The sequence below is a fragment of the Streptomyces sp. NPDC047022 genome, assembly GCF_040644155.1.
GTDB lineage: Bacteria > Actinomycetota > Actinomycetes > Streptomycetales > Streptomycetaceae > Streptomyces.
Window position 1 is genome coordinate 440,981 of sequence record NZ_JBEYVV010000001.1, and the last position, 20,565, is coordinate 461,545.

Consider the following 20,565-nt stretch of genomic DNA (forward strand, 5'->3'; position numbering starts at 1 on the left):
CATGTACGTCGCGGACAGCCGCGCCGGTTCCCCGGCGCCCACGTCCGCGGACGGCGCCGTCCGGCCCCGTGCCGGGCGGCGCCTGACCGCGGTCGCGCCGACCGTGCTCGCACTCGGCACGGTCAGCCTGGTCACCGATGTCTCCTCCGAGATGGTCACGGCGGTGCTCCCGCTGTACCTGGTGGCGGGACTCGGTCTCTCGCCCCTGGGCTTCGGGCTGCTGGACGGGATCTACAACGGCTTCTCGGCGCTCGTACGCCTGGCCGGGGGCCATCTGGCCGACCGGGGCGGAGGGCGCCACAAGTGGGTGGCCGGAATCGGCTACGGCGTCTCGGCGCTGTGCAAGCCGCTGCTGCTGCTCGCGCATTCCCTGACCCCCATCGGCCTGGTCCTGGCCGCCGACCGCACCGGCAAGGGCCTGCGCACCGCGCCCAGGGACGCTCTCATCTCCCTGTCCAGCACGCCGGAAAGCCGCGGACGTGCCTTCGGGGTGCACCGCGCGATGGACACGACGGGCGCGCTGCTCGGCCCGCTCGTGGCGTTCTGGATCCTGCGGACGACCGTGGACGGGTACGACGCGGTGTTCACGGTGAGCTTCTGCGTGGCCGTGGCGGGGGTGCTGGTCCTGGTGCTGTTCGTGCCGGGCGGCCCGCCCGCTGCCGGAACGCCCGGTGCGGACTCCCGCCCGACCCTGCGCGCCGCGCTCGCCCTGCTGGGCCGCCGCGATCTGCTCCGTATCACGCTCTGCGCGCTGCTGCTCGGCCTGGCGACGGTCAGCGACTCGTTCGTCTATCTGCTGCTGCAGCGACGCCTCGGCGTCCCCGACCGCTGGTTCGCGCTGATGCCGCTGGGCACGGCGTGCGGGTTCCTGCTGCTGGCCGTGCCGCTGGGCCGGCTGGCGGACCGAGTGGGCCGCTGGCGGATCTTCCTGGCCGGCCATGCCGCCCTGCTGCTGGCGTACGGCCTGCTGCTCACCTCCTGGCACTCGGCGGCGCTGCCGTACGCCGTGCTCGCCCTGCACGGCTGCTTCTACGCGGCGACCGACGGCGTGTTGATGGCGGCGGCGTCGGACAGCGTGCCGCAGGAGCTGCGTTCGTCCGGTCTCGCCCTGGTGCAGACGGGGCAGGCGCTGGCCCGGTTCGCCTGCTCGCTGGGGTTCGGAGCCGCCTGGACCGTGTGGGGCGACCGTACGGCGCTGACGGCGTCGACGGCCGCGCTCGCGCTCTGCGCTGCGTTCTCACTGCTGCTCCGTCCGAAAGGCTCGGTATGACGTTCCGCGTCCGCGTCCTGGTCCTGCTCTCGGCCCTGCTGGTGCTCGCCGGGGTCGCCACGGCGTCGGTGCTGCACGCGTCGGCGCGCGCCGAGCGCAGGGACCGGCCCCAGGCGGGCGGCCCGCGGATCGTGTCCGGCGGCGTGGCGCTGAAGAGCCCCGGCCGCATGGTGTTCAGAAACATGGCATGGGGCCCGCACCGCGACGAGCTGGTCTCGGTCCCGGCCACGGACCCCGCGGGACCGCGAACCGCCGCACCCGTCAAGTGCCTGCGCTTCTACGCCGCTTCGGGCACCGGAGTGTGCCTCCAGGCCGTGCACGGCCCGGTCTCGGACACCTACCGCGCGGTGATCCTCGACGTCTCTTTGCACGAGCGGGCCCGCTATGACGTCCCGGGCATCCCCTCACGCGCCAGGGTCGCCCCCAGCGGCCACTACGCGGCGTGGACGGCGTTCGTCGGCGGGGACTCGTACGCGGGAACGAACTTCTCGACCCGCACCGCGATCGTGAACGTCCGTACGGGCGAACTGACTTCGACCCTCGAGTCGTACCGTGTCGTCAAGGACGGCAGGACGTACCGGGCGGCCGACACGAACTTCTGGGGCGTGACCTTCGCGGCGGACGACCGCACGTTCTACGCGACGCTCGCGACGCACGGCACGACGTACCTGGTCCGCGGCGATCTGCGCACCCGTACGGTCACCACGCTCCGCACCGACGTCGAGTGCCCGTCACTGTCCCCCGACGGCACCCGGATCGCGTTCAAGAAGCGCGTCCCGGGCCTGCCCAAGGACGCCCCCTGGCGTCTGTACGTCCTGAACCTGCGCACGGGCCGCGAGACGCCGGTCGCCGAGCCCCGCAGCGTGGACGACCAGGCGGTGTGGCGCGACGCCGGCACCCTGGTCTACGCCCTGCCGGGCGACTACGGGGCCGACCTGTACGAGGTCCCGGCGGACGGCACGGGCACACCGCACCGGCTCACCACGGCGGCGGTGTCCCCCGCCTACCTCGGCTGAGCCCCCGGCTCTGCAAGGCTCTTGTACATGTGGACGTCCTCCGCGCCTCCGGGGACCCCCGGGGTCCTGCCGGTCTCGACGTAGCCGTGACGCCGGTAGAACGCCGGGGCCTGGAAGGTGAACGACGACAGACACGCACGGTCGCAGCCACGCCGCCGGGCCTCCTCCTCCGCGGCCAGCAGGAGCCTGCTCCCCCAGCCGTTCCCGCGGCTGTCCTCACGGACCCAGAGCATCTCGATATCGAGCAGCCCGCCCCATGTCGAGGCGGACAGGCCCCCGATGAGCGCCCCCGCGTCGTCGACGGCCTTCACCGACAGTTCGCCCTGATCGGCGTCGGTGGTGCCGGTCGCCTGGAGGTTGAACTCGTCCAGCCCTTTGGACAGCCGCCGGTTGAGCTCCTTGTCCTCGTGCCCGACGCTCAACGTCCCACCGGTGTCCTCATGCGCCATGACATCGAGTCTGACATACCGTCAGGTACCATCCGGTTCCCGGCACGCGCGACCGATCAGGCTCCGGCTCCGCCCTTGGCCGGGACGGCCGACCGGACCTGGCCGGCACCGACCGGGCCCGACCCGACCCGCATGCCGGACGTGGCCGGCACGACCCGGTGACCGCTCGGTCGCGCGAGATGTCACGCCAGAGCCGTGGTGAGCCGGTCGAGCCAGCCCTGTGCGGTTCCCCGCACAAGGGGATGATCCGTCCGGAACGCCGTCCAGTCCGCTTCGTCGAACGTGCCCGGGTCCAGGCTGAAGCCATCCGGCGCGGCACCAGCGAGGGAGCCCCGGAGAACCTCCCGCAGCAGGCGCGGTGATAGCCGGGTGCGATCGTCCTCCGCCAAGAGGACGGCGTCGTACAGGTCCTTGCACTGCGGCCCGTCGCCGGTCGCGGCATCGGTGTGCAGCCACAGAAGCTTCCAGGCCAGCGACAGTTCCCGGCTCGCCGTGCGGACGACCGACGGTGCGCCACCGTCTCCACGGGGCACCAGGGTCCACACCGGGAGCCGGGGAAGCCTCTCGTCGAGGGCGAAGTCGATCTGGACCTCACCGCCGGTCACGCCCTCCGCCCGCCATGGAACGAGTACGCGGACTCCGGCCGCTTCCGTGACCCGGACCATGTCCGGGCCCGTGTCGTGTCCGCGGTAGGCATAGCCCCAGGTGTGGTCGTGGCGGGCGTTGTCGGGGTCGAGGACCACGCCCGCTGCCGCCTGAGGCCGTCGGCGCACCAGGTCAAGCAGGTCGTCGTACGGAGGGACGCGGTCCGGACCGGCGTGCCGTTCCCAGCACATCCCGTCCGGGGGAACGCGCGGGCGCAGTCCGCGCGTCTCGCATTCCTCCTCCCCGTCGGTCCAGATCTCGTACCGTGCCGCGCCGTCGAAGGCTTCCGGCCACTGCTGGACTTCCTCGAACCGGTCCACGTACGGGTACGGGTCCAGAGGATCCACGGGGCTGTTCAGGTCCGGCAGAACCACGAAGTCCAGGTCGGCCGGATCCCGTCCGGCCTCGGCGCACCCCTCGCCCGTCCGCTGTGTTTGTCGAGTCTCGTGTGCTCGCCGCGATCACCGTCGTGTCGTATCCGAGAGCCCATCCGTGGAAGCGTAAAGTGATGTTCATGTCACGATGAGTAATTACGGCTTGTTGTCGACGGTTCGGAAGCGGAGATTTCGGTGTTCAGGCACGGGAGAGGGCGGGCTCGAGCAAGCCGCGGCACGGAAGGTATGGGCGGCAGGTTTCGACTGCGGCTGAGGGTGCGGGCCCGCAAGGCGGGTGCGGTCGTGGTAGCCGGGCTGGCCGTCCCGGCGATCGTCCTGGCCACAGCCTGGACCGCCACGGATCAGCGCGCCCATGTCGCACATGCCGACAACGGGACGGTGCCGGTGGTCGACACCTTCACCACCACCGGCCACACCGGACCCAGCGGCACCGCCACCACTGACCCCCGCGGCACCGACAGCACCGCTGGCACCGGCACTACCGGCCTCACATTTACGGTCACCGCGGTCGGACCCTCCCTGACGATCGCCAAGAGTCACGCGGGCACCTTCACCCGGGGAGAGGACGGCGTTTACACCATCACTGTGGGCAACGCCCCCACGGCCGGCCCGACCGATGGCACCACGGTCACCGTCCACGACATCCTCCCCGCAGGTCTTCGGGCCGAAAGGATCGCCGGCAGGGGATGGCACTGCATTCCGGCCACCCTCACCTGTGCCCGCAGCGACGTCCTGCCTGCCCGGCACAGCTACCCGCCCGTCACCCTGAAGGCCGACGTCTCCTGCACCGCCCGCGCACGGGTCACCAACATCGCTGCCGTCACCGGAGGCGGTGACACCACCACCCACACCGCCACCGACACCACGACGATCAAGCACCGCGGGCACGACAGCCACGACGGGCGTCATGACCACTGCGATCGCCACGACCACTGACAACACTCAGCCCTTGACCCGCGACGGACAACGCCCCCGAGGCCTGCCGATGCTCGTCGCCGCTGTCCAGCGGCTTGAGGGGGTGGCTGGGGGTACGAGCGCGGCCACGATGGACCGACAAAGGCACGAGGCCGCATTGCCTGCACCCTCAACTGCCGCCCCGGGCTCACCGCATGAGATGACGCCTTGGCCGAAGACACCGCTCATGTACCCGCTGACGAACTCCCAGAGAATGTATGCATATTGATCCAGAGGGCTAGCTGTGATCGTGTCGGCACGAGGAACCGTCGTGCGCGCTGGGGTGGCCACACACAATCCCAATTGATCATGCAGCGGGACGCTGCTTCGTCTCCCCCTGAGAGGAAAAAGAGAATGCGCCGTCGCATTCCCCTGGCCGTCATGCTGTGCACTGTGGCCGCTCTAGCCTCTCCCGCACCGGCCTCCGCCGACACGAGCGGGGGTACCCCTGTGACACTGACGGTGGCCGGCCAGGGCACGCTGGGAATCACAGTGCCGACAGGGACGACCAGCCTCGGTACGACCGCGTCCAGCGACAGCCCGCAGCAGATCAGCGGCCAGCTGGGCAACGTCACTGTCTCGGACCTCCGCTCCGGCACCGCAGGCTGGACGGTGACGGCAAACGCGGTGGACTTCACGGGCCCCCAGAACATCTCGGTCTCCGCCCCAGGCTCCAGTTCCTACGCGCCGGGCACTGTGACCACGACCGGTACTGTCACCGCGACCGCGACGAACCTGTCCCCGCTGTATCCGCCAGGCGCCGTGGTAACCGCCACCGGCGTCAGCGGCAACAACACGGCCAGCTGGAATCCCACCATCTCCGTGACGGTCCCTGCGAACGCGCTGGCGGGGACATACAGCTCAACGGTCACGCATTCCGTGGCATGACGTAACCGAAACCGGACGCGAGGCTCTTTCCGTGCACAAGTACATTCCGGCTGGAGCGCTGTGTCTGCTGGCGCTCGGCGGGAGCATCAGCGCCCCTCCGTCCGCGACCGCATCCCCGCGGGCGGCGGAGGGGACCGGCGGCAGCAATAGCTTTTCTGTACGGCTCGTCGACATCCCAGCGTCCCTGGTGAACGACACACGCGCACATTTTTACGTCATCGACGACCTACGCCCCGGCACCACCATCCGCCGACGCGTGGAGGTGGCCAACACCTCCAGCGGACCGGTGCGCGTGACGATGTATCCGGGCGCTGCGGAGATCAGAAACGGTTCGTTCATCGGAGCCCCGCTCGGGAGCCGAAGAAGCGAACTGACTTCATGGACCTCGCTGAGCAGCAACCGGCTCGTACTGTCGGCTCACTCCAAGGCCCGTACGACCGTGACGATTCACGTGCCGGGGGACGCGGCCCCCGGCGAACGGTACGGCGTCATCTGGGCACAGATGTCTTCCGGGAACGGCCCGGGAGTCACCCTCGTCAACCGGGCTGGAATCCGGGTGTACCTCTCCGTGGAGGGCCACAATCCGCCGCCCACCAGATTCAGTGTCAGCACGATGACCGGCGAACGGGACCGGACCGGCCGGGCGATCGTCCGGGCCCAGGTTCACAACACCGGAGGCCGCGCTCTGGACTTGAAGGGAACCCTGAACCTGAGCAAGGTGAAAGGGAGCGTCAGCGCCGGGCCTTACGCCGTCCAGCTCGGCACCACCCTCGCGCCCGGTGAGTCCGAGCCCGTGACGGTTCCGGTGACCGACCAGTTGGCGAACGGCCCCTGGAACGCCAGGCTTCACCTCGAAAGCGGCATGTATGACGGGACATACAGCGCCCGCGTGACCTTCCCTGCCCATTCTGGCTACGGGCCCTCGGGGCGGGCGCACACCGATGCCGGCAGCAGCGACTCGGTCCTGTATGGAGGAGCCGCCGGGGCGGTGCTGGCCAGTATTGCCTTCCCCGTCGCGGTGATGTCATGGCGACGCAGACGACGTCAACAGGCACAGGGAGCAGCAGGGGCGGAGCGGTAGTCACCCCGGTCACGGCAGCGAGTCCCTCGTCCGACCAAGGGCGGCACGTCCCGTGGCGAGTCCGTCGCCACCCTGGTGCATTCGAGTTGGGCACTCAAGCCATTCGGCTCTTCAGCACTGCGCCAGGAGCAAGGTGAAATCCAACAAGAGTGACGCGCAGTCACATGTCGTGTGTGGCTGCGGTGCGCTGTCGGCGCCCACGGTGTGTCCGGTCGCGGCCGCTCTTCCTGGCGAGGTGAGGCGTTCGTGATCCCACATGTGGGCAAGCGGTCCGGGCTTCCACGGGGCGGCCCGGTACCGGACAGGAGCAGGTCCAGGCCACGCCCGGGGATCTGGATGCGGTTGGTCATGACGGTCCTGGCCATGCTGGCGGGATTGTCCCTGCCGGTCCTGGCTGCGGTCCCGGCACGGGCGGCCGCCCCCACGACGGACGCATACGTCGCCAATTTCCGCTCGGGCACGGTGTCGGTGATCGACACGACCACGAACGCAGTCACCACCACCATCACCGTCGGCACCCAGCCGACCGGTGTGGCGATCACCCCCGACGGCACCCACGCCTACGTCACCGATCTCGGCTCGGGCACGGTGTCGGTGATCGACACGACCACGAACACGGTCACCACCACCATCACCGTCGGCAGCGGCCCGGTCCGTGTGGCCATCACCCCCGACGGCGCCCGCGCCTACGTCACCCATCTGTCTACGGGCACGGTGTCGGTGATCGACACGACGACGAACACAGTCACCGCCACCATCACCGTCGGCACCCAGCCGACCGGTGTGGCCATCGGCACGCCGCCCTTCCCCTCCCTGACCGTCACCAAGACCCACCGCGGCGCGTTCGTCCAGGGCGAGAAGAACGCCTACAGGATCACGGTCACCAACAACGGCACCGGCGCGACCGACGGCACCACCGTCACCGTGACCGACACCCTCCCCACGGGACTGACCGCCACCTCCCTCAGCGGCACCGGATGGGCCTGCACCCTGGCCACCCTTACCTGCACCCGCAACGACACCCTCGCCCCCGCCGGCAGCTACCCGAAGATCAAGCTCACGGTCAAGGCGTCCTGCAGGGCGCCGAAGCAGGTCACCAACACCGTCACGGTCACCGGAGGCGGCAGCACCCCCGACACCACCACCGCCACCGACCCCACCACCATCAAACGCGACGGACACTGCGAAAAACGCCACCACCACAACGGCAAGCACGACAAGAAACACAGGCGCGACAAGCCCGAGAAACCGAGGAAGCCCGGCCACCAGTGATGACAGGTCATGTCGCGCCTTTGCTACGGCGCGGTGAGACGTACGCACTTCAACACGCGATTCTGGAAGTCCGCTCTCGTCGCGGCTGGGGTCATCCCGGAGCCCGAGCCGGGTGAGCGTCACCAGGCGGCGCGCGAACACGGCATGCACGCGCTCAGGCACTTCTACGCGTCCGTGCTTCCGGACGCGGGCGAGAACATCAAGGCCCTGAGTACGTACCTGGGGCACGCTGACCCCGGCTTCACGCTCCGCGTGTACACGCACCCGCTCCCGAGCAGCGAGGGCCGTGGCCGCAAGGCCGTGGACTCCGTGTTTCAGCGCACCGATCCGGCGCCGGACGGCCCAGGGGCAATAGGAGTAACCGAGGGGCCCACGGTCCGCGACCGTGAGCCCCTCCTGAGAATCGAGCGACAGGCCCGCTGACCTGTGCCTACAGCACAGGCAAGTTCTTGCGCAGCTCGAACGCCGTGACCTCGCTGCGGTACTCCTCCCACTCCTGCTTCTTGTTGCGCAGGAAGAAGTCGAAGACGTGCTCCCCGAGCGTCTCGGCGACCAGGTCGCTGCGCTGCATCAGGGCGAGGGCCTCGCCGAGGTTCTGCGGGAGGGGCTCGATGCCCATCGCGCGGCGCTCGGCGTCCGTGAGGGCCCAGACGTCGTCCTCGGCGCCCGGCGGAAGCTCGTAGCCCTCCTCGATGCCCTTCAGGCCGGCGGCCAGCAGGACCGCGTAGGCCAGGTACGGGTTGGTGCCCGCGTCCAGCGAGCGGACCTCGACACGCGCCGAGCCGGTCTTGCCCGGCTTGTACATCGGGACGCGGACCAGGGCCGAGCGGTTGTTGTGGCCCCAGCAGATGTACGACGGCGCCTCGCCGCCCGCGCCCGCGGTGCGCTCGGAGCCGCCCCAGATGCGCTTGTAGGAGTTCACCCATTGGTTGGTGACCGCGGAGGTCTCCGCGGCGTGCCGCAGCAGGCCGGCGATGAAGGATCGGCCGACCTTGGAGAGCTGGAACTCCGCGCCCGACTCGTAGAACGCGTTGCGGTCGCCCTCGAAGAGGGAGAGATGCGTGTGCATGCCGGAGCCGGGGTGCTCGGAGAACGGCTTGGGCATGAAGGTCGCCTGAACGCCCTGCTCCAGCGCCACCTGCTTCATGACCAGGCGGAACGTCATGATGTTGTCCGCCGTGGACAGCGCGTCGGCGTAGCGCAGGTCGATCTCCTGCTGGCCCGGCGCGCCCTCGTGGTGGGAGAACTCGACCGAGATGCCCATCGACTCCAGCATCGTGATCGCTTGGCGGCGGAAGTCCATGCCGACGTTCTGCGGGGTGTGGTCGAAGTAGCCGGAGTTGTCGGCCGGGGTGGGGCGGGTGCCGTCCAGGGGTCGGTCCTTCAGCAGGAAGAACTCGATCTCCGGGTGGGTGTAGAAGGTGAAGCCCAGGTCGGAGGCTCGGTTCAGGGCGCGCTTGAGGACGTAGCGCGGGTCCGCGAACGACGGCGAGCCGTCGGGCATCAGGATGTCGCAGAACATACGGGCCGTACCCGGGGCCTCGGCGCGCCACGGCAGCACCTGGAAGGTCGACGGGTCAGGCTTGGCGATCATGTCGGACTCGTAGACCCGCGCGAAGCCCTCGATGGCGGAGCCGTCGAATCCGATGCCCTCGTCGAACGCCTGCTCAAGCTCGGCGGGGGCCACGGCCACGGACTTGAGGAAGCCCAGCACGTCCGTGAACCACAGGCGTACGAACCGGATGTCGCGCTCCTCCAACGTACGGAGCACGAACTCCTGCTGCTTGTCCATCTTCCGCTTCCCCATCCTTGCTGGTCAGGCCGCCTGGCTCCCGCAATGCGGGAGGCGGTCGCGCACCTGAGCATCCCACCACAACACCATTTCATGCGCGTTGCGGACCTTGATCATCCGGCCGTCTCCGGCCCGGACCCGCGCGTGCGGCAGGTGTCCTGCCCCAGGGGTTCAAAAACCCTCTGACGCCCATCTTGCCGGTTCGGCGGCCCTCGCGTAATGGGCGATCTCCAGTCGGGATCCGATCAGGTCCGGTCGAGTCCGGCCCGCTCCGGCCAGGGTCCGGTCTGGTTCCTCACATCGGCTCCCTTAAATTTGCATCTCAAATGAAAGTTTTACTAGCGTGATGTGCGGCCGGAGAAGGCCGTACCCGCCCTTCACAAAGGAGCCCCGATGCTGTCCGAACAGTCCGCCGTCACCGTGCGTGCCACGCTCCCCGTCGTCGGCGCCTCCCTCGGGGAGATCACCGATCGCTTCTACGACGGTCTGTTCGCCGCCCACCCCGAGCTGCTGCGCAGCATGTTCAACCGCGCGAACCAGGCGGCCGGCACCCAGCGGCAGGCCCTGGCGGGCTCCATCGCGGCCTTCGCCTCCTACCTCGTGGACCATCCGGACGAGCGGCCCGACGTGATGCTGAACCGCATCGCGCACAAGCACGCCTCGCTGGGCGTGACGCCCGAGCAGTACAAGGTCGTCCACGAGCACCTCTTCGCGGCGATCGTGGAGGTCCTCGGCGACGCGGTCACCCCCGAGGTGGCAGCCGCCTGGGACGAGGTCTACTGGCTGATGGCGAACGCCCTGATCGCCATCGAGAAGCGGCTGTACGAGGCGAGCGGGCAGACCGGCTGGCGGACCTGGGAGGTCGCCGGGCGCGTCGAGGAGACCGCGGACGTCGCCACCTTCCAGCTCCGCCCGGCCGACGGCGGCCCGGTTCCGGACTTCCGGGCCGGCCAGTACGTCTCCGTCCGCGTCGAGCTGCCGGACGGCGCCCGGCAGATCCGCCAGTACAGCCTCTCCGCCGCCCCGGGCTCGCCGCTGCGGCAGATCAGCGTCAAGCGTGTGCAGGACGACACGGCCCCCGACGGCGAGGTCTCCGGCCACCTCCACGCGCATGTGCACGAGGGCGACGTTCTGGAGCTGTCCGCCCCGTACGGCGACCTCGTCCTGAACGCCACGGACGAGCCCCTGCTGCTGGCCTCCGCCGGCATCGGAGTGACCCCGATGATCGCCATGCTCGAGCAGCTCGCCCGGACCGGCCACGGCTCCCCGGTCACGGTCGTGCACGCGGATCGCACCCCCGGCACGCACGCCCTGCGCGGCGACCACGAGGGCTTCGCGGCCAAGCTGCCTGAGTCCGCCGTGCACTTCTGGTACGAGAACGAGGCGCCGGAGTCCGCGCACACCGGCCGGGTCGACCTGGCCGGGGTGGCGGTCGCGCCGGGCACGCGCGCGTACCTGTGTGGTCCGCTGCCCTTCATGCGGGCGGTGCGCACTCAGCTCATCGGCAAGGGCGTGGCACCCGCGGACATCCACTACGAGGTGTTCGGCCCCGACCTGTGGCTGGCCCAGAACTGACCGGCCCCGGGTGCCGGAGGGAGGCTCGTGATGCACGAGCCGCCCTCCCCCGCATCCTTGCCCTCGTTGTTCCCGAGGCTGGTCCCACGGGGTGATTGCCGTACCGGGCCGGCGGTCACCTGCAGCGTTCTGCTCAGTGGGAGGAAGGCATCCGGGAGATGCTCAGCAGCAGCGGTCCCGTAGGCGCCGCCACCACGTCCTCCACCGTCACGGGGTCCAGCGCGGCGAAGAACGCCTCCTGGGCCCGGCGCAGCGCACCGCGCAGCCGGCACCCGGTGTGCAGGGGGCAGGGCGTGGCCCCCTCGCAGTCGACGACGTCGCCCTCTCCCTCGAATGCGCGCACGATCGCGCCGACCGACGCCTTGCGCCCGGCCTCGGTGAGCGCGAGCCCGCCGCCCCGGCCCCGCCGGGCCTGGAGGAGCCCCATGTGCTGCAGCTCGGCGACGACCTTCGCGGCATGCGTGTACGGCACGTCCATGGCCTCCGCGACCTCGCGGGTCGTGGGGCTGGTGCCGTCGGCGACGGCCAGTCGCATCAGGACGCGCAGTGCCAGGTCGGTGGAGCGCAGCAGCCGCATTCATCCAGCGTAAATAATGCGCATCTCAGCTTCAAATTATGTGCGGGAAGTCTCCTCGTTCTGCCATTCGCGTGATCTTCGCGCCCGGGGACGCTCCCGCCCCACTACGATCGGCGGACCCGCCCGTCCCTTCACCTCTCCCCTCAAAGGACTCCGCCATGGGCCCCGCCGACACGACCGGTTCCACCGAGCGCAAGGCTCGCATAGAGGAGATGCGCCGCACCCAGCGCTCCCGTGAGCGCCGCAACCGGACCCTGGCCGTCACCGCGAGCGTGGCCGTCGTCGCCGCTCTCGCCGTGGGTGGTGTCGTCCTGCTCCAGTCGCGGTCCGGCGACAAGGCCGCCGCGGCGAGCGACGCGAAGAGCATGAGCGACGCGAAGGGCATGAGCGGCACGAACGGCACGAGCGGTATGAAGGGCGCGGGCGGCAAGACGGGCCCGGGCCACTTCGTCACCGGCGCGGACGGTGTGAAGACCTGGAAGGGCACGCTGGGCCGCAACCACACCACCAAGACCGTGACGTACCCGGTGGAGCCCCCGGTCGGCGGCGACCACAACCCCGTCTGGCAGAACTGCGACGGCGACGTCTACGGCAAGCCGATCAACAACATGAACGCCGTGCACTCCATGGAGCACGGCGCGGTCTGGGTGACGTACAACAGCAAGGCCGCCAAGGCCGATGTCGAGGCGCTCGCCGCCAAGGTCAGGCGGGAGAGGTTCATCATGATGAGCCCGGTCGAGGACCAGAAGGACCCGATCATGCTCAGCGCCTGGGCCCACCAGCGCACCGTGAAGAGCGCGAGCGACCCGAATGTCGACAAGTTCATCAAGGAGTTCGACCAGGGCCCCACGACGCCCGAGCCGGGCGCCCCGTGCACGGGCGGGCTGGGCCAGTGAGGCATATCGCCTGGATCGCGGGCGCCGCGGCGGCGGCGCTGGTCGCGGCGGGGGCCATCACCTACGCGTCCGCCGAGAACGACGGCTCCCCCGCCGGCAAGGTGCCGACGGCCGACTCCGCGGACGCGGGCTTCGCCCGGGACATGGCCGTCCACCACGAGCAGGCGGTGGAGATGTCGTTCGTCGTGCGCGACCGCACGACGAACAAGGAGGTACGCCTGCTCGCGTACGACATCGCGCAGACGCAGGGGGCCCAGCGGGGCATGCTGCTCGGCTGGCTCGATCTGTGGGGGCTGCCGAAGGTGTCCGCCGATCCTCCGATGACCTGGATGGGCATGGGTGGCATGGCCTCCGGCGAGGACGGCGCGCTGATGCCCGGCATGGCGACCAACACCGACATGAGGAAGCTGGGTTCGCTCCAGGGCAAACAGGCCGAGATCCTCTACCTCCAGCTGATGACCGACCATCACAAGGGCGGCATCCACATGGCCGAGGGCTGTGTCGCCAAGTGCACGGTGGGCGCGGGGAAGAGGCTCGCCCAGGACATGGTCGATTCACAGCAGTCCGAGATCCAGCTCATGGCCGACATGCTCAAGGAGCGCGGCGCGAAACCGCGCTGACCGGGCCGGTCCGCACGGCGGTGCGCCGGGGCGCCCGGCTCACCGCCCCCTGCGGTCGAGCATCCGGAAGGCCAGGGATCCGGCCCCGAACAGGACCACCCCGACGGCCAGGAACGGGACTGGCGTGTATTCGTCGGTGCACGTCCGTCCCGCGGCGGTCGCCCGGCACACGGTCCCCGGACCGCCCCGGTTGGGACAGGCGAGGCAGAAGAGGGGCAGGGCCAGGCCCGCTACGCTCCCCACAACTGCGTTCCGATGCCCCTTGCGCAGGAGGAGGAACGCGCCGGCGGCGGTCACGGCGATCAGGCCCCCCCGGTCAGCAGGGTGGCGAGCCCGAGAGCCAGGCACCCGCCGACCGCGAGTCATCCCGGAAACCAGAGCCACTGCGAGGCGTGGCCCTCCTGGACCACGGCAGCCTTGCGTTGCATGACGCCCCCAACTGCGCGGTGACCGGCGAGACTTGCGACGAATGAACGGCCTTGCCCTGAAACATCGTCATATTGGCCCTGCACGCAGATGACTCCGGAAGCCGGGGTCGGAACCGGGACCGGGACCGGGCGGCCGATGCGAGGCCCTGCGGCCGGAACCCGGCCCCCGTTTTGGCCGACGGCCGGCACCGCAAACGATCTCCGGGAATCGCAATCAATCCGCAACATACAGTGGCCACCCAAATCGCCCCAAACACCCCGCCTTCACGGCCACTTGGCCTCTTCTTGACCCTTTCATTCCCCTGACATGAACCGTTCATCGAAAGAGTGACCCCCACGTGTGATCCATTCGTCGTGCCTCCCTCGCACGGCGTTCTACGCGGATCACCACAGACCGACCACGAGATGCGACGAATCGCATTGCAGGGGGTTATATGAGATCCAATCGCGCCAAGACGCGCGCCGGCGTGAGCATGGCGGCGACTCTGCCGCTGCTGGCCGGTGCACTGGCGCTCGGCATACCCACGGCGCACGCCGCGGACCACCCCGGCCGGGACGCCCTCGCGGGCACCAAGCCCCAGTGGGCGACGCCCAAGACGGACAAGGGCGCCACCGCGGACAACGCCCAGGTCAGCGCTCGGGTCTACTTCGCCGGCCGCAACGCCTCGGGCCTCGCCGCCTACGCGCGGGCCGTGTCGGACCCGCACTCGCCGCTGTACGGCAAGTACCTGACGGCCAAGCAGACGCAGCAGCGCTTCGGCGCGACCAAGGCCCAGGTGGCCGCGGTGAAGTCGTGGCTGCAGTCGGCCGGCCTGAAGGTCACCGGTGCCACGCAGCACTACGTCTCCGTCACCGGTGACGTGGCCGCCGCCGAGAAGGCGTTCGGCACCCAGCTGCACAACTACGCCAAGGGCTCCAAGACGTACCACGCGCCGTCGACTGCGGCCACGGTGCCGCAGAGCCTGCAGGGTGCCGTCCTGACCGTCACCGGTCTCGACAACGCCCCGCACAAGGCGAACCACGACGACGCGCTGCCCCCGCCGGACGCGGTGTTCAAGAACTCCGGGCCGTTCTCCACGTACTTCGGCTCGAACACCGCGAGCACGCTGCCGGACGCGTACGGCACCAAGATCCCGTACGCGATCAAGGGCTACACCGGCAAGCAGCTGCGCTCCGCCTACGGCGCCGGCAAGTACACGGGCAAGGGCGTCCGCATCGCCATCACGGATGCCTACGCGTCCCCGACCATCGCCTTCGACGCGGGTTCGTACGCGAAGAAGAACGGTGACGCGGCCTGGAAGACCAGCCAGCTGCACCAGGCCCTGCCGAACGCCTACACCAAGACCGACGAGTGCAAGGCCGCCGGCTGGTACGGCGAGGAGACGCTCGACGTCGAGGCCGTGCACGCGGTCGCGCCCGCCGCCGATGTCACGTACGTCGGTGCCGCGTCCTGCTACGACGACGACCTGCTCGACTCGCTCAGCAAGGTCGTCGACAACCACCTGGCCGACATCGTCTCCAACTCCTGGGGCGACGTCGAGGCCAACCAGACGCCCGACCTCGCGGCGGCCTACGACCAGGTGTTCCAGTTCGGCGCGGTCCAGGGCATCGGCTTCTACTTCTCCTCCGGTGACAACGGCGACGAGGTCGCCAACACCGGCAAGAAGCAGGTCGACACCCCGGCCAACTCGGCGTGGGTGACCGCGGTCGGCGGTACCTCGCTGGCCGTCGGCAAGGGCGACAAGTACCAGTGGGAGACCGGCTGGGGCACCGAGAAGGCCACGCTGTCCGCGGACGGCAAGAGCTGGACGAACTTCCCCGGTGCGTACACCTCTGGCGCGGGCGGCGGCACCAGCAGCACGGTGGCGGAGCCCTACTACCAGAAGGGCATCGTCCCGAACGCGCTGGCCACGGCCAACAGCGCCACGGGCAACCGTGTCGTCCCGGACATCTCGGCGATCGCCGACCCCAACACCGGTTTCCTGGTCGGCCAGACGCAGACCTTCCCGGACGGGTCGCAGCAGTACAGCGAGTACCGCATCGGCGGCACCTCGCTGGCCGCTCCGGTGATCTCCGCCGTCCAGGCACTGGCCCAGGAGGCGGGCGGCGGTAAGGCGCTCGGCTTCGCCAACCCGGAGATCTACGCCCGGTACAGCAAGAACCTGTACCACGACGTGGTGGACAAGCCGACCGGCAAGGACCTCGCGGTCGCGCGCGTCGACTTCGTCAACGGCTTCGACGCCACCGGCGGTACGGCGGTCTCCGTGCGCAGCCTCGGCAAGGACAGCTCGCTGTCGGCCGTGAAGGGCTACGACGACGTCACCGGTGTGGGCTCGCCCGCTCCCGGCTACGTCGACTCCTACCGTCGCCGCTGACGCACACCCTGCTCAACCCGCTTCACGCGTGCGCCCCGCTCCTCCTTCGAGGGGCGGGGCGCACCCGCGTTTCACGCGGGACGCTGTTCCAGCACGGCCTCGGCGATGTCCCGGGGCCGGTCCAGCATCACCAGGTGTCCGGAGGGCTCGGCCACCCGGAAGGTGCCCTGCAGGAGGGCGGCGAGGTCCCGCTGGCGGTCGAGCCAGGGTTCCGCGCCCGCCGCGAGCACGGTGACGGGGACGTCAGGGAACGGCGACTCCCGGCGCAACGCGGTGAGTTCGGCGGCCACATCGATGTACGTCGTGTTCTCGGCCATGATGGCGTCGAACGCGCGACGTGTGGAGTAGACGCCGCGGACGAGGGCATACGGTGCCGGGTCGCCGCCCCCGGCACGGGAGGCCCGTACGACGGCGCGCCGCAGCCCGGGCAGCAGGGCGCGCGGCACCCCGGAGGCCCCCACGAGCGCGGCGCACACGCGCGTGGCGGCGTTGCGGAGCCCGCCCGCGACACGGGGGCGCGCGTTCTCCTCGATGCTGGAGTCGACGAGCACGACTCCCGCCGCCCGCCCCGGGTGGAGCCGGGCGAACGCCTCGGCGTGGAAGCCGGCCAGCGAGTGCCCGACGACGGTCGCGGGACCGTCGAGTCCGAGGGCGTCGAGGACCTGTCCGATGCGCCGGGCCTCGGCGGCGAGTGTGGGCCAGGTGCGCGCGGGCCCGCTGAGCCCGAGCCCGGGCCGGTCGAAGCGCACCACGGTCCGCCACGGCGCGAGCAGCGGGACGACCCGGTCCCAGTCGAACCAGCACATGCCGAGGCCGGGGCTCAGGACGCACAGCGGTCCGGTGCCGTCGACGCGCACATGGTGGGCGACACCGTCGACCCGTACGTACCTCATGCCTTCCTCGACGGCACGTCCCTCGATCATGACTCACGAGCGTAGACGCCCCGGCCGCCGCGCGCTCGCCCGGACGTGGGACGCCCCGGGGCCCCATAATGTCGCTCTGACGATTACCGGCCTCTAGACTGGGCGCGTGCCTCAACTACGCCTCGCCCTGAACCAGATCGACTCCACCGTCGGTGATCTCGCCAAGAACGCGGAGACGATCGTCCGCCGGAGTCGGCACTGTGCCGAGCGGGGAGCGCATCTGGTGGCGTTCCCCGAGATGGCGCTGACCGGCTACCCCGTCGAGGATCTGGCCCTGCGCTCCTCCTTCGTGGAGGCCTCGCGTGCCGCCCTGCGGGCGCTGGCCGCGCGCCTGGCCGAAGAGGGCCTCGGAGAGCTGCCTGTGATCGTCGGCTACCTCGACCGCTGCGACACGGCCCAGCCGAAGTACGGCCAGCCCGCCGGCACCCCGCAGAACGCGGCGGCGGTGCTGCACCGCGGCGCGGTGGCGCTCGCCTTCGCCAAGCACCACCTGCCCAACTACGGCGTCTTCGACGAGTTCCGCTACTTCGTGCCCGGCGACACGATGCCCGTCCTGCGGCTGCACGGCGTCGACATCGCGCTCGCCATCTGCGAGGACCTGTGGCAGGAGGGCGGGCGCGTACCGGCCGCGCGCACCGCGGGGGCCGGACTGCTGCTCTCCGTCAACGCCTCGCCGTACGAGCGCGACAAGGACGACACGCGTCTGGAGCTGGTGCGCAAGCGGGCGCAGGAAGCGGGCTGCACCACCGCCTATCTGGCGATGATGGGCGGCCAGGACGAACTGGTCTTCGACGGGGACTCCATCGTCGTCGCGCCGGACGGCAAGGTGGTGGCGCGTTCGCCGCAGTTCGCCGAGGAGTGCCTGGTCCTGGATCTGGACCTGCCCGCGGCCCGGGCCGACGCGCCGAGCGGCGTGGTGGACGACGGTCTGCGCGTCGACCGCCTGGTGCTGTCCGAGGAGCCGCTCGCACCGTACGAGCCCGAGCCCGGCCTGACGGGCGGCTACGCGCCGCGCCTGAGCGACGACGAAGAGGTCTACTCGGCGCTGGTCACGGGCCTGCGGGCGTACGTCAGGAAGAACGGCTTCCGGTCCGTCCTCATCGGCCTGTCGGGCGGCATCGACTCCGCGCTGGTGGCGTCCATCGCGTGCGACGCGGTGGGCGCCGAGAACGTTTACGGCGTGTCGATGCCGTCGAAGTACTCCTCCGGGCACTCGAGGGACGACGCGGCGGAGCTGGCACGCCGGACATGTCTGAACCTACGCACGGTCCCCATCGAACCGATGTTCTCCGCGTATATGGAATCGCTGGGCCTGACCGGCCTGGCGGAGGAGAACCTCCAGGCCCGGCTGCGCGGCACGCTGCTGATGGCGCTCTCCAACCAGGAGGGCCATATCGTGCTCGCGCCCGGCAACAAGTCGGAGCTGGCGGTCGGCTACTCGACGCTGTACGGCGACGCGGTGGGCGCGTACGGCCCGATCAAGGACGTCTACAAGACGTCGGTCTTCGAGCTGGCGCGCTGGCGCAACCGCGCCGCGGAGGAGCGGGGCGAGACCCCGCCCATCCCGGAGAGCTCGATCACCAAGCCGCCGAGCGCGGAGCTGCGCCCGGGCCAGGTCGACACCGACTCGCTGCCCGACTACGCGGTGCTGGACGCGATCCTGGACCTGTACGTGGACCGCGACCAGGGCGCGGACGCGATCGTGGCGGCGGGCTTCGACCGTGACCTGGTGGTGAGGACGTTGCGCATGGTCGACACGGCGGAGTACAAGCGGCGCCAGTACCCTCCGGGCACGAAGATCTCGGCGAAGGGTTTCGGTAAGGACCGGCGGCTGCCGATCACCAATCGCTGGCGCGAACACGCGTAGCGCTGGCCGCTCGGCGCGAGGGTTCTGCGCAGTTCCCCGCGCCCCTATCGGGGTGCCCCTGTGACGTCGTCGTCAGCGGGTGCATCGTGATCCCTCGCGCAGTTCCCCGCGCCCCCATCGGGGTACCCCTGCCACGTCGTCGTCAGCGGGTGCATCGTGATCCCTCGCGCAGTTCCCCGCGCCCCTGCCGGGCGCGCTCCGCGCGTCGGGTTCGATGTCCGAGAGGGAACACGGGGCGCTACGCAAGAACCCCCACCCACCCCGTTGGGGGCGCGGGGACTACGCAAAGGACCACGACGTCCCCGCACCCAACAGGGGCGCGGGGAACCGCGCGAAAACCGCGTTCCGGGAGGTTACGACGTGGTGACCTTCACGCGGGCCGCGATCGGGAGATGGTCGCTGCCGGTGCGGGGCAGGGTCCAGGAGCTGACCGGGTCGACGCCCTTGACCATGATCTGGTCGATCCGTGCCATCGGGAAGGACGCCGGCCAACTGAAGCCGAAGCCGCTGCCCGCCGCACCCTGGGTGGAGCGCATCTGGGATGTGATGGCGTTCAGCGAGCGGTCGTTCATGGTGCCGTTGAGGTCGCCGAGGAGGATCACCCTGGGCAGCGGCTCGGACTTGATGGTCTCGCCGAGCGCGTCCGCGCTGTTGTCCCGCTGGCGCGCGGTGAACCCGGACGCCATCTTGACCCGCACCGAGGGCATATGGGCGACGTAGACGGCGACCTGCCCGTACGGCGTGGCCACCGTGGCGCGCATCGCGCGGGTCCAGCCCATTTCGATGTTCACGGTCCGCACGTCGCTCAACGGGTACTTGCTCCACAGCCCGACCGTGCCCTGCACCGAGTGGTACCTGTACCACGGCTTGAGCGCCTCTTCGTACTGCGAGGTGCGCGTCAGCTCCTCCAGGGCCAGCACGTCCGCGCCGGAGGCGGCCACGTCGCGCGCCGTCTTCGCGGGGTCGGGGTTGCCCGCGTTGACGTTGTGCGTGGCGACGGTCAGATCACCGCCGGGGGCGGTCTTGTCGCCGAACAGTCCGCCGAACAGGTTCAGCCACACCACGAGGGGCACCAGCAACGCGATCAGCGCGGTAGCCGACCTGCGCACCAGCGCGAGGATCAGCAGCAGCGGGATGAACACCATGCCGAGCCAGGGCAGAAACGTCTCGGTGAGACTGCCGAGGTTGCCATAGGTGTTGGGGATCCGCGCGTGCAGCAGCATCACCAGCGCGAGGATGACGGCGAGTGCCGCCAGCACGATCCCGCGGCGCCAGACACCGCGGTCGGTGCGCAGGGTGACGTACAGGCGCCGGAGCCGGGAGCCTCTGCGGTCCGGCCCCGTGCCACCGCTGCCCGTCTCCGCCGCATACGCCTGCGCCATACCGTCGCCTCACAACCTGCCGTGCACACCGTCGTCCCCCCGTGATGACGACCCTAGGGGATGATCGATGTCTTTTCCGCGCCCCATGGGGCCCTACGGGCACGAGGACGGGTCAGGCGGTGCCCAGGGTTCCGGATCCGCATGCGAGAGGGAGCTTCTG

17 protein-coding genes and 1 pseudogene are annotated in these 20,565 nt (G+C 70.1%); 12 read left to right on the forward strand and 6 right to left on the reverse strand.

Annotated features, from left to right (window positions below; all coding sequences use genetic code 11):
• The first annotated feature begins 1 nt into the window (after position 1).
• Positions 2-1,270 (forward strand): MFS transporter, encoded by a 1,269-nt coding sequence (locus tag ABZ845_RS01960; RefSeq protein ID WP_360971879.1) that lies wholly within the window; start codon positions 2-4, stop codon positions 1,268-1,270.
• A complete protein-coding gene (locus ABZ845_RS01965) occupies positions 1,267-2,286 on the forward strand; it encodes a TolB-like translocation protein (protein ID WP_360971881.1) in 1,020 nt (339 codons plus the stop codon). The genes ABZ845_RS01960 and ABZ845_RS01965 overlap by 4 nt, the downstream gene beginning before the upstream one ends.
• On the opposite strand, the gene ABZ845_RS01970 is transcribed toward ABZ845_RS01965, so the two are convergent.
• A complete protein-coding gene (locus ABZ845_RS01970) occupies positions 2,274-2,735 on the reverse strand; it encodes a GNAT family N-acetyltransferase (RefSeq protein ID WP_360971883.1) in 462 nt (153 codons plus the stop codon). The genes ABZ845_RS01965 and ABZ845_RS01970 overlap by 13 nt on opposite strands.
• A gap of 182 nt (positions 2,736-2,917) precedes the next feature.
• On the reverse strand, positions 2,918-3,754 hold the full coding sequence (locus ABZ845_RS01975) for a nucleotidyl transferase AbiEii/AbiGii toxin family protein (RefSeq protein ID WP_360971885.1): 837 nt from the start codon (positions 3,752-3,754) through the stop codon (positions 2,918-2,920).
• A 246-nt stretch (positions 3,755-4,000) separates the two neighbouring features.
• On the opposite strand from ABZ845_RS01975, the gene ABZ845_RS01980 reads away from it, so the two are divergent.
• The 5 genes and pseudogenes from ABZ845_RS01980 to ABZ845_RS02000 form a co-directional block, all read left to right on the forward strand.
• Complete coding sequence (locus ABZ845_RS01980) at positions 4,001-4,711, forward strand: hypothetical protein (protein ID WP_360971887.1); 711 nt, start codon at positions 4,001-4,003, stop codon at positions 4,709-4,711.
• Between the two features lie 372 nt (positions 4,712-5,083).
• Positions 5,084-5,617: a hypothetical protein gene (locus tag ABZ845_RS01985; protein WP_360971889.1), complete on the forward strand. Its 534-nt coding sequence runs from the start codon at positions 5,084-5,086 to the stop codon at positions 5,615-5,617.
• A gap of 31 nt (positions 5,618-5,648) precedes the next feature.
• Entirely contained in the window at positions 5,649-6,698 is a 1,050-nt protein-coding gene (locus ABZ845_RS01990) for a peptidase (RefSeq protein WP_360971891.1), read from the forward strand.
• 336 nt (positions 6,699-7,034) lie between these two features.
• Entirely contained in the window at positions 7,035-7,970 is a 936-nt protein-coding gene (locus ABZ845_RS01995) for a beta-propeller fold lactonase family protein (RefSeq protein ID WP_360971893.1), read from the forward strand.
• A 27-nt stretch (positions 7,971-7,997) separates the two neighbouring features.
• A pseudogene (locus ABZ845_RS02000) lies at positions 7,998-8,309 on the forward strand (tyrosine-type recombinase/integrase); the annotation flags it as partial.
• Between the two features lie 91 nt (positions 8,310-8,400).
• Here ABZ845_RS02000 and glnA read toward each other — a convergent pair.
• Positions 8,401-9,762 carry a type I glutamate--ammonia ligase gene (gene glnA / locus ABZ845_RS02005; protein ID WP_360971895.1) on the reverse strand — a complete coding sequence of 454 codons (1,362 nt, stop codon included), beginning with the start codon at positions 9,760-9,762 and terminating at the stop codon, positions 8,401-8,403.
• A gap of 393 nt (positions 9,763-10,155) precedes the next feature.
• Here glnA and ABZ845_RS02010 point away from each other — a divergent pair, with 393 nt between their 5' ends.
• The gene (locus ABZ845_RS02010) at positions 10,156-11,337 is read left to right on the forward strand and encodes a globin domain-containing protein (protein ID WP_360971897.1); all 1,182 of its coding nucleotides are present in this window, start codon (positions 10,156-10,158) and stop codon (positions 11,335-11,337) included.
• Positions 11,338-11,470: 133 nt separating this feature from the next.
• On the opposite strand, the gene ABZ845_RS02015 is transcribed toward ABZ845_RS02010, so the two are convergent.
• Positions 11,471-11,914 (reverse strand): Rrf2 family transcriptional regulator, encoded by a 444-nt coding sequence (locus ABZ845_RS02015; RefSeq protein WP_360971899.1) that lies wholly within the window; start codon positions 11,912-11,914, stop codon positions 11,471-11,473.
• 158 nt (positions 11,915-12,072) lie between these two features.
• On the opposite strand from ABZ845_RS02015, the gene ABZ845_RS02020 reads away from it, so the two are divergent.
• From ABZ845_RS02020 to ABZ845_RS02030, 3 genes are all read left to right on the forward strand, one after another.
• On the forward strand, positions 12,073-12,810 hold the full coding sequence (locus ABZ845_RS02020; protein ID WP_360971901.1) for a DUF3105 domain-containing protein: 738 nt from the start codon (positions 12,073-12,075) through the stop codon (positions 12,808-12,810).
• Complete coding sequence (locus tag ABZ845_RS02025; RefSeq protein WP_360971903.1) at positions 12,807-13,430, forward strand: DUF305 domain-containing protein; 624 nt, start codon at positions 12,807-12,809, stop codon at positions 13,428-13,430. The genes ABZ845_RS02020 and ABZ845_RS02025 overlap by 4 nt, the downstream gene beginning before the upstream one ends.
• An 862-nt stretch (positions 13,431-14,292) precedes the next feature.
• A complete protein-coding gene (locus ABZ845_RS02030) occupies positions 14,293-16,233 on the forward strand; it encodes a S53 family peptidase (RefSeq protein ID WP_360971905.1) in 1,941 nt (646 codons plus the stop codon).
• Between the two features lie 71 nt (positions 16,234-16,304).
• Here ABZ845_RS02030 and ABZ845_RS02035 read toward each other — a convergent pair whose 3' ends face one another.
• Positions 16,305-17,156 carry an alpha/beta hydrolase gene (locus ABZ845_RS02035; RefSeq protein ID WP_360971907.1) on the reverse strand — a complete coding sequence of 284 codons (852 nt, stop codon included), beginning with the start codon at positions 17,154-17,156 and terminating at the stop codon, positions 16,305-16,307.
• A 106-nt stretch (positions 17,157-17,262) separates the two neighbouring features.
• Here ABZ845_RS02035 and ABZ845_RS02040 point away from each other — a divergent pair, with 106 nt between their 5' ends.
• Positions 17,263-19,023 (forward strand): NAD+ synthase, encoded by a 1,761-nt coding sequence (locus tag ABZ845_RS02040; protein WP_360971908.1) that lies wholly within the window; start codon positions 17,263-17,265, stop codon positions 19,021-19,023.
• A gap of 353 nt (positions 19,024-19,376) precedes the next feature.
• Here the strand turns inward: ABZ845_RS02040 and ABZ845_RS02045 are convergent, their stop codons facing one another.
• Positions 19,377-20,405 (reverse strand): endonuclease/exonuclease/phosphatase family protein, encoded by a 1,029-nt coding sequence (locus ABZ845_RS02045; RefSeq protein WP_360971910.1) that lies wholly within the window; start codon positions 20,403-20,405, stop codon positions 19,377-19,379.
• Between the last annotated feature and the right edge of the window lie 160 nt (positions 20,406-20,565).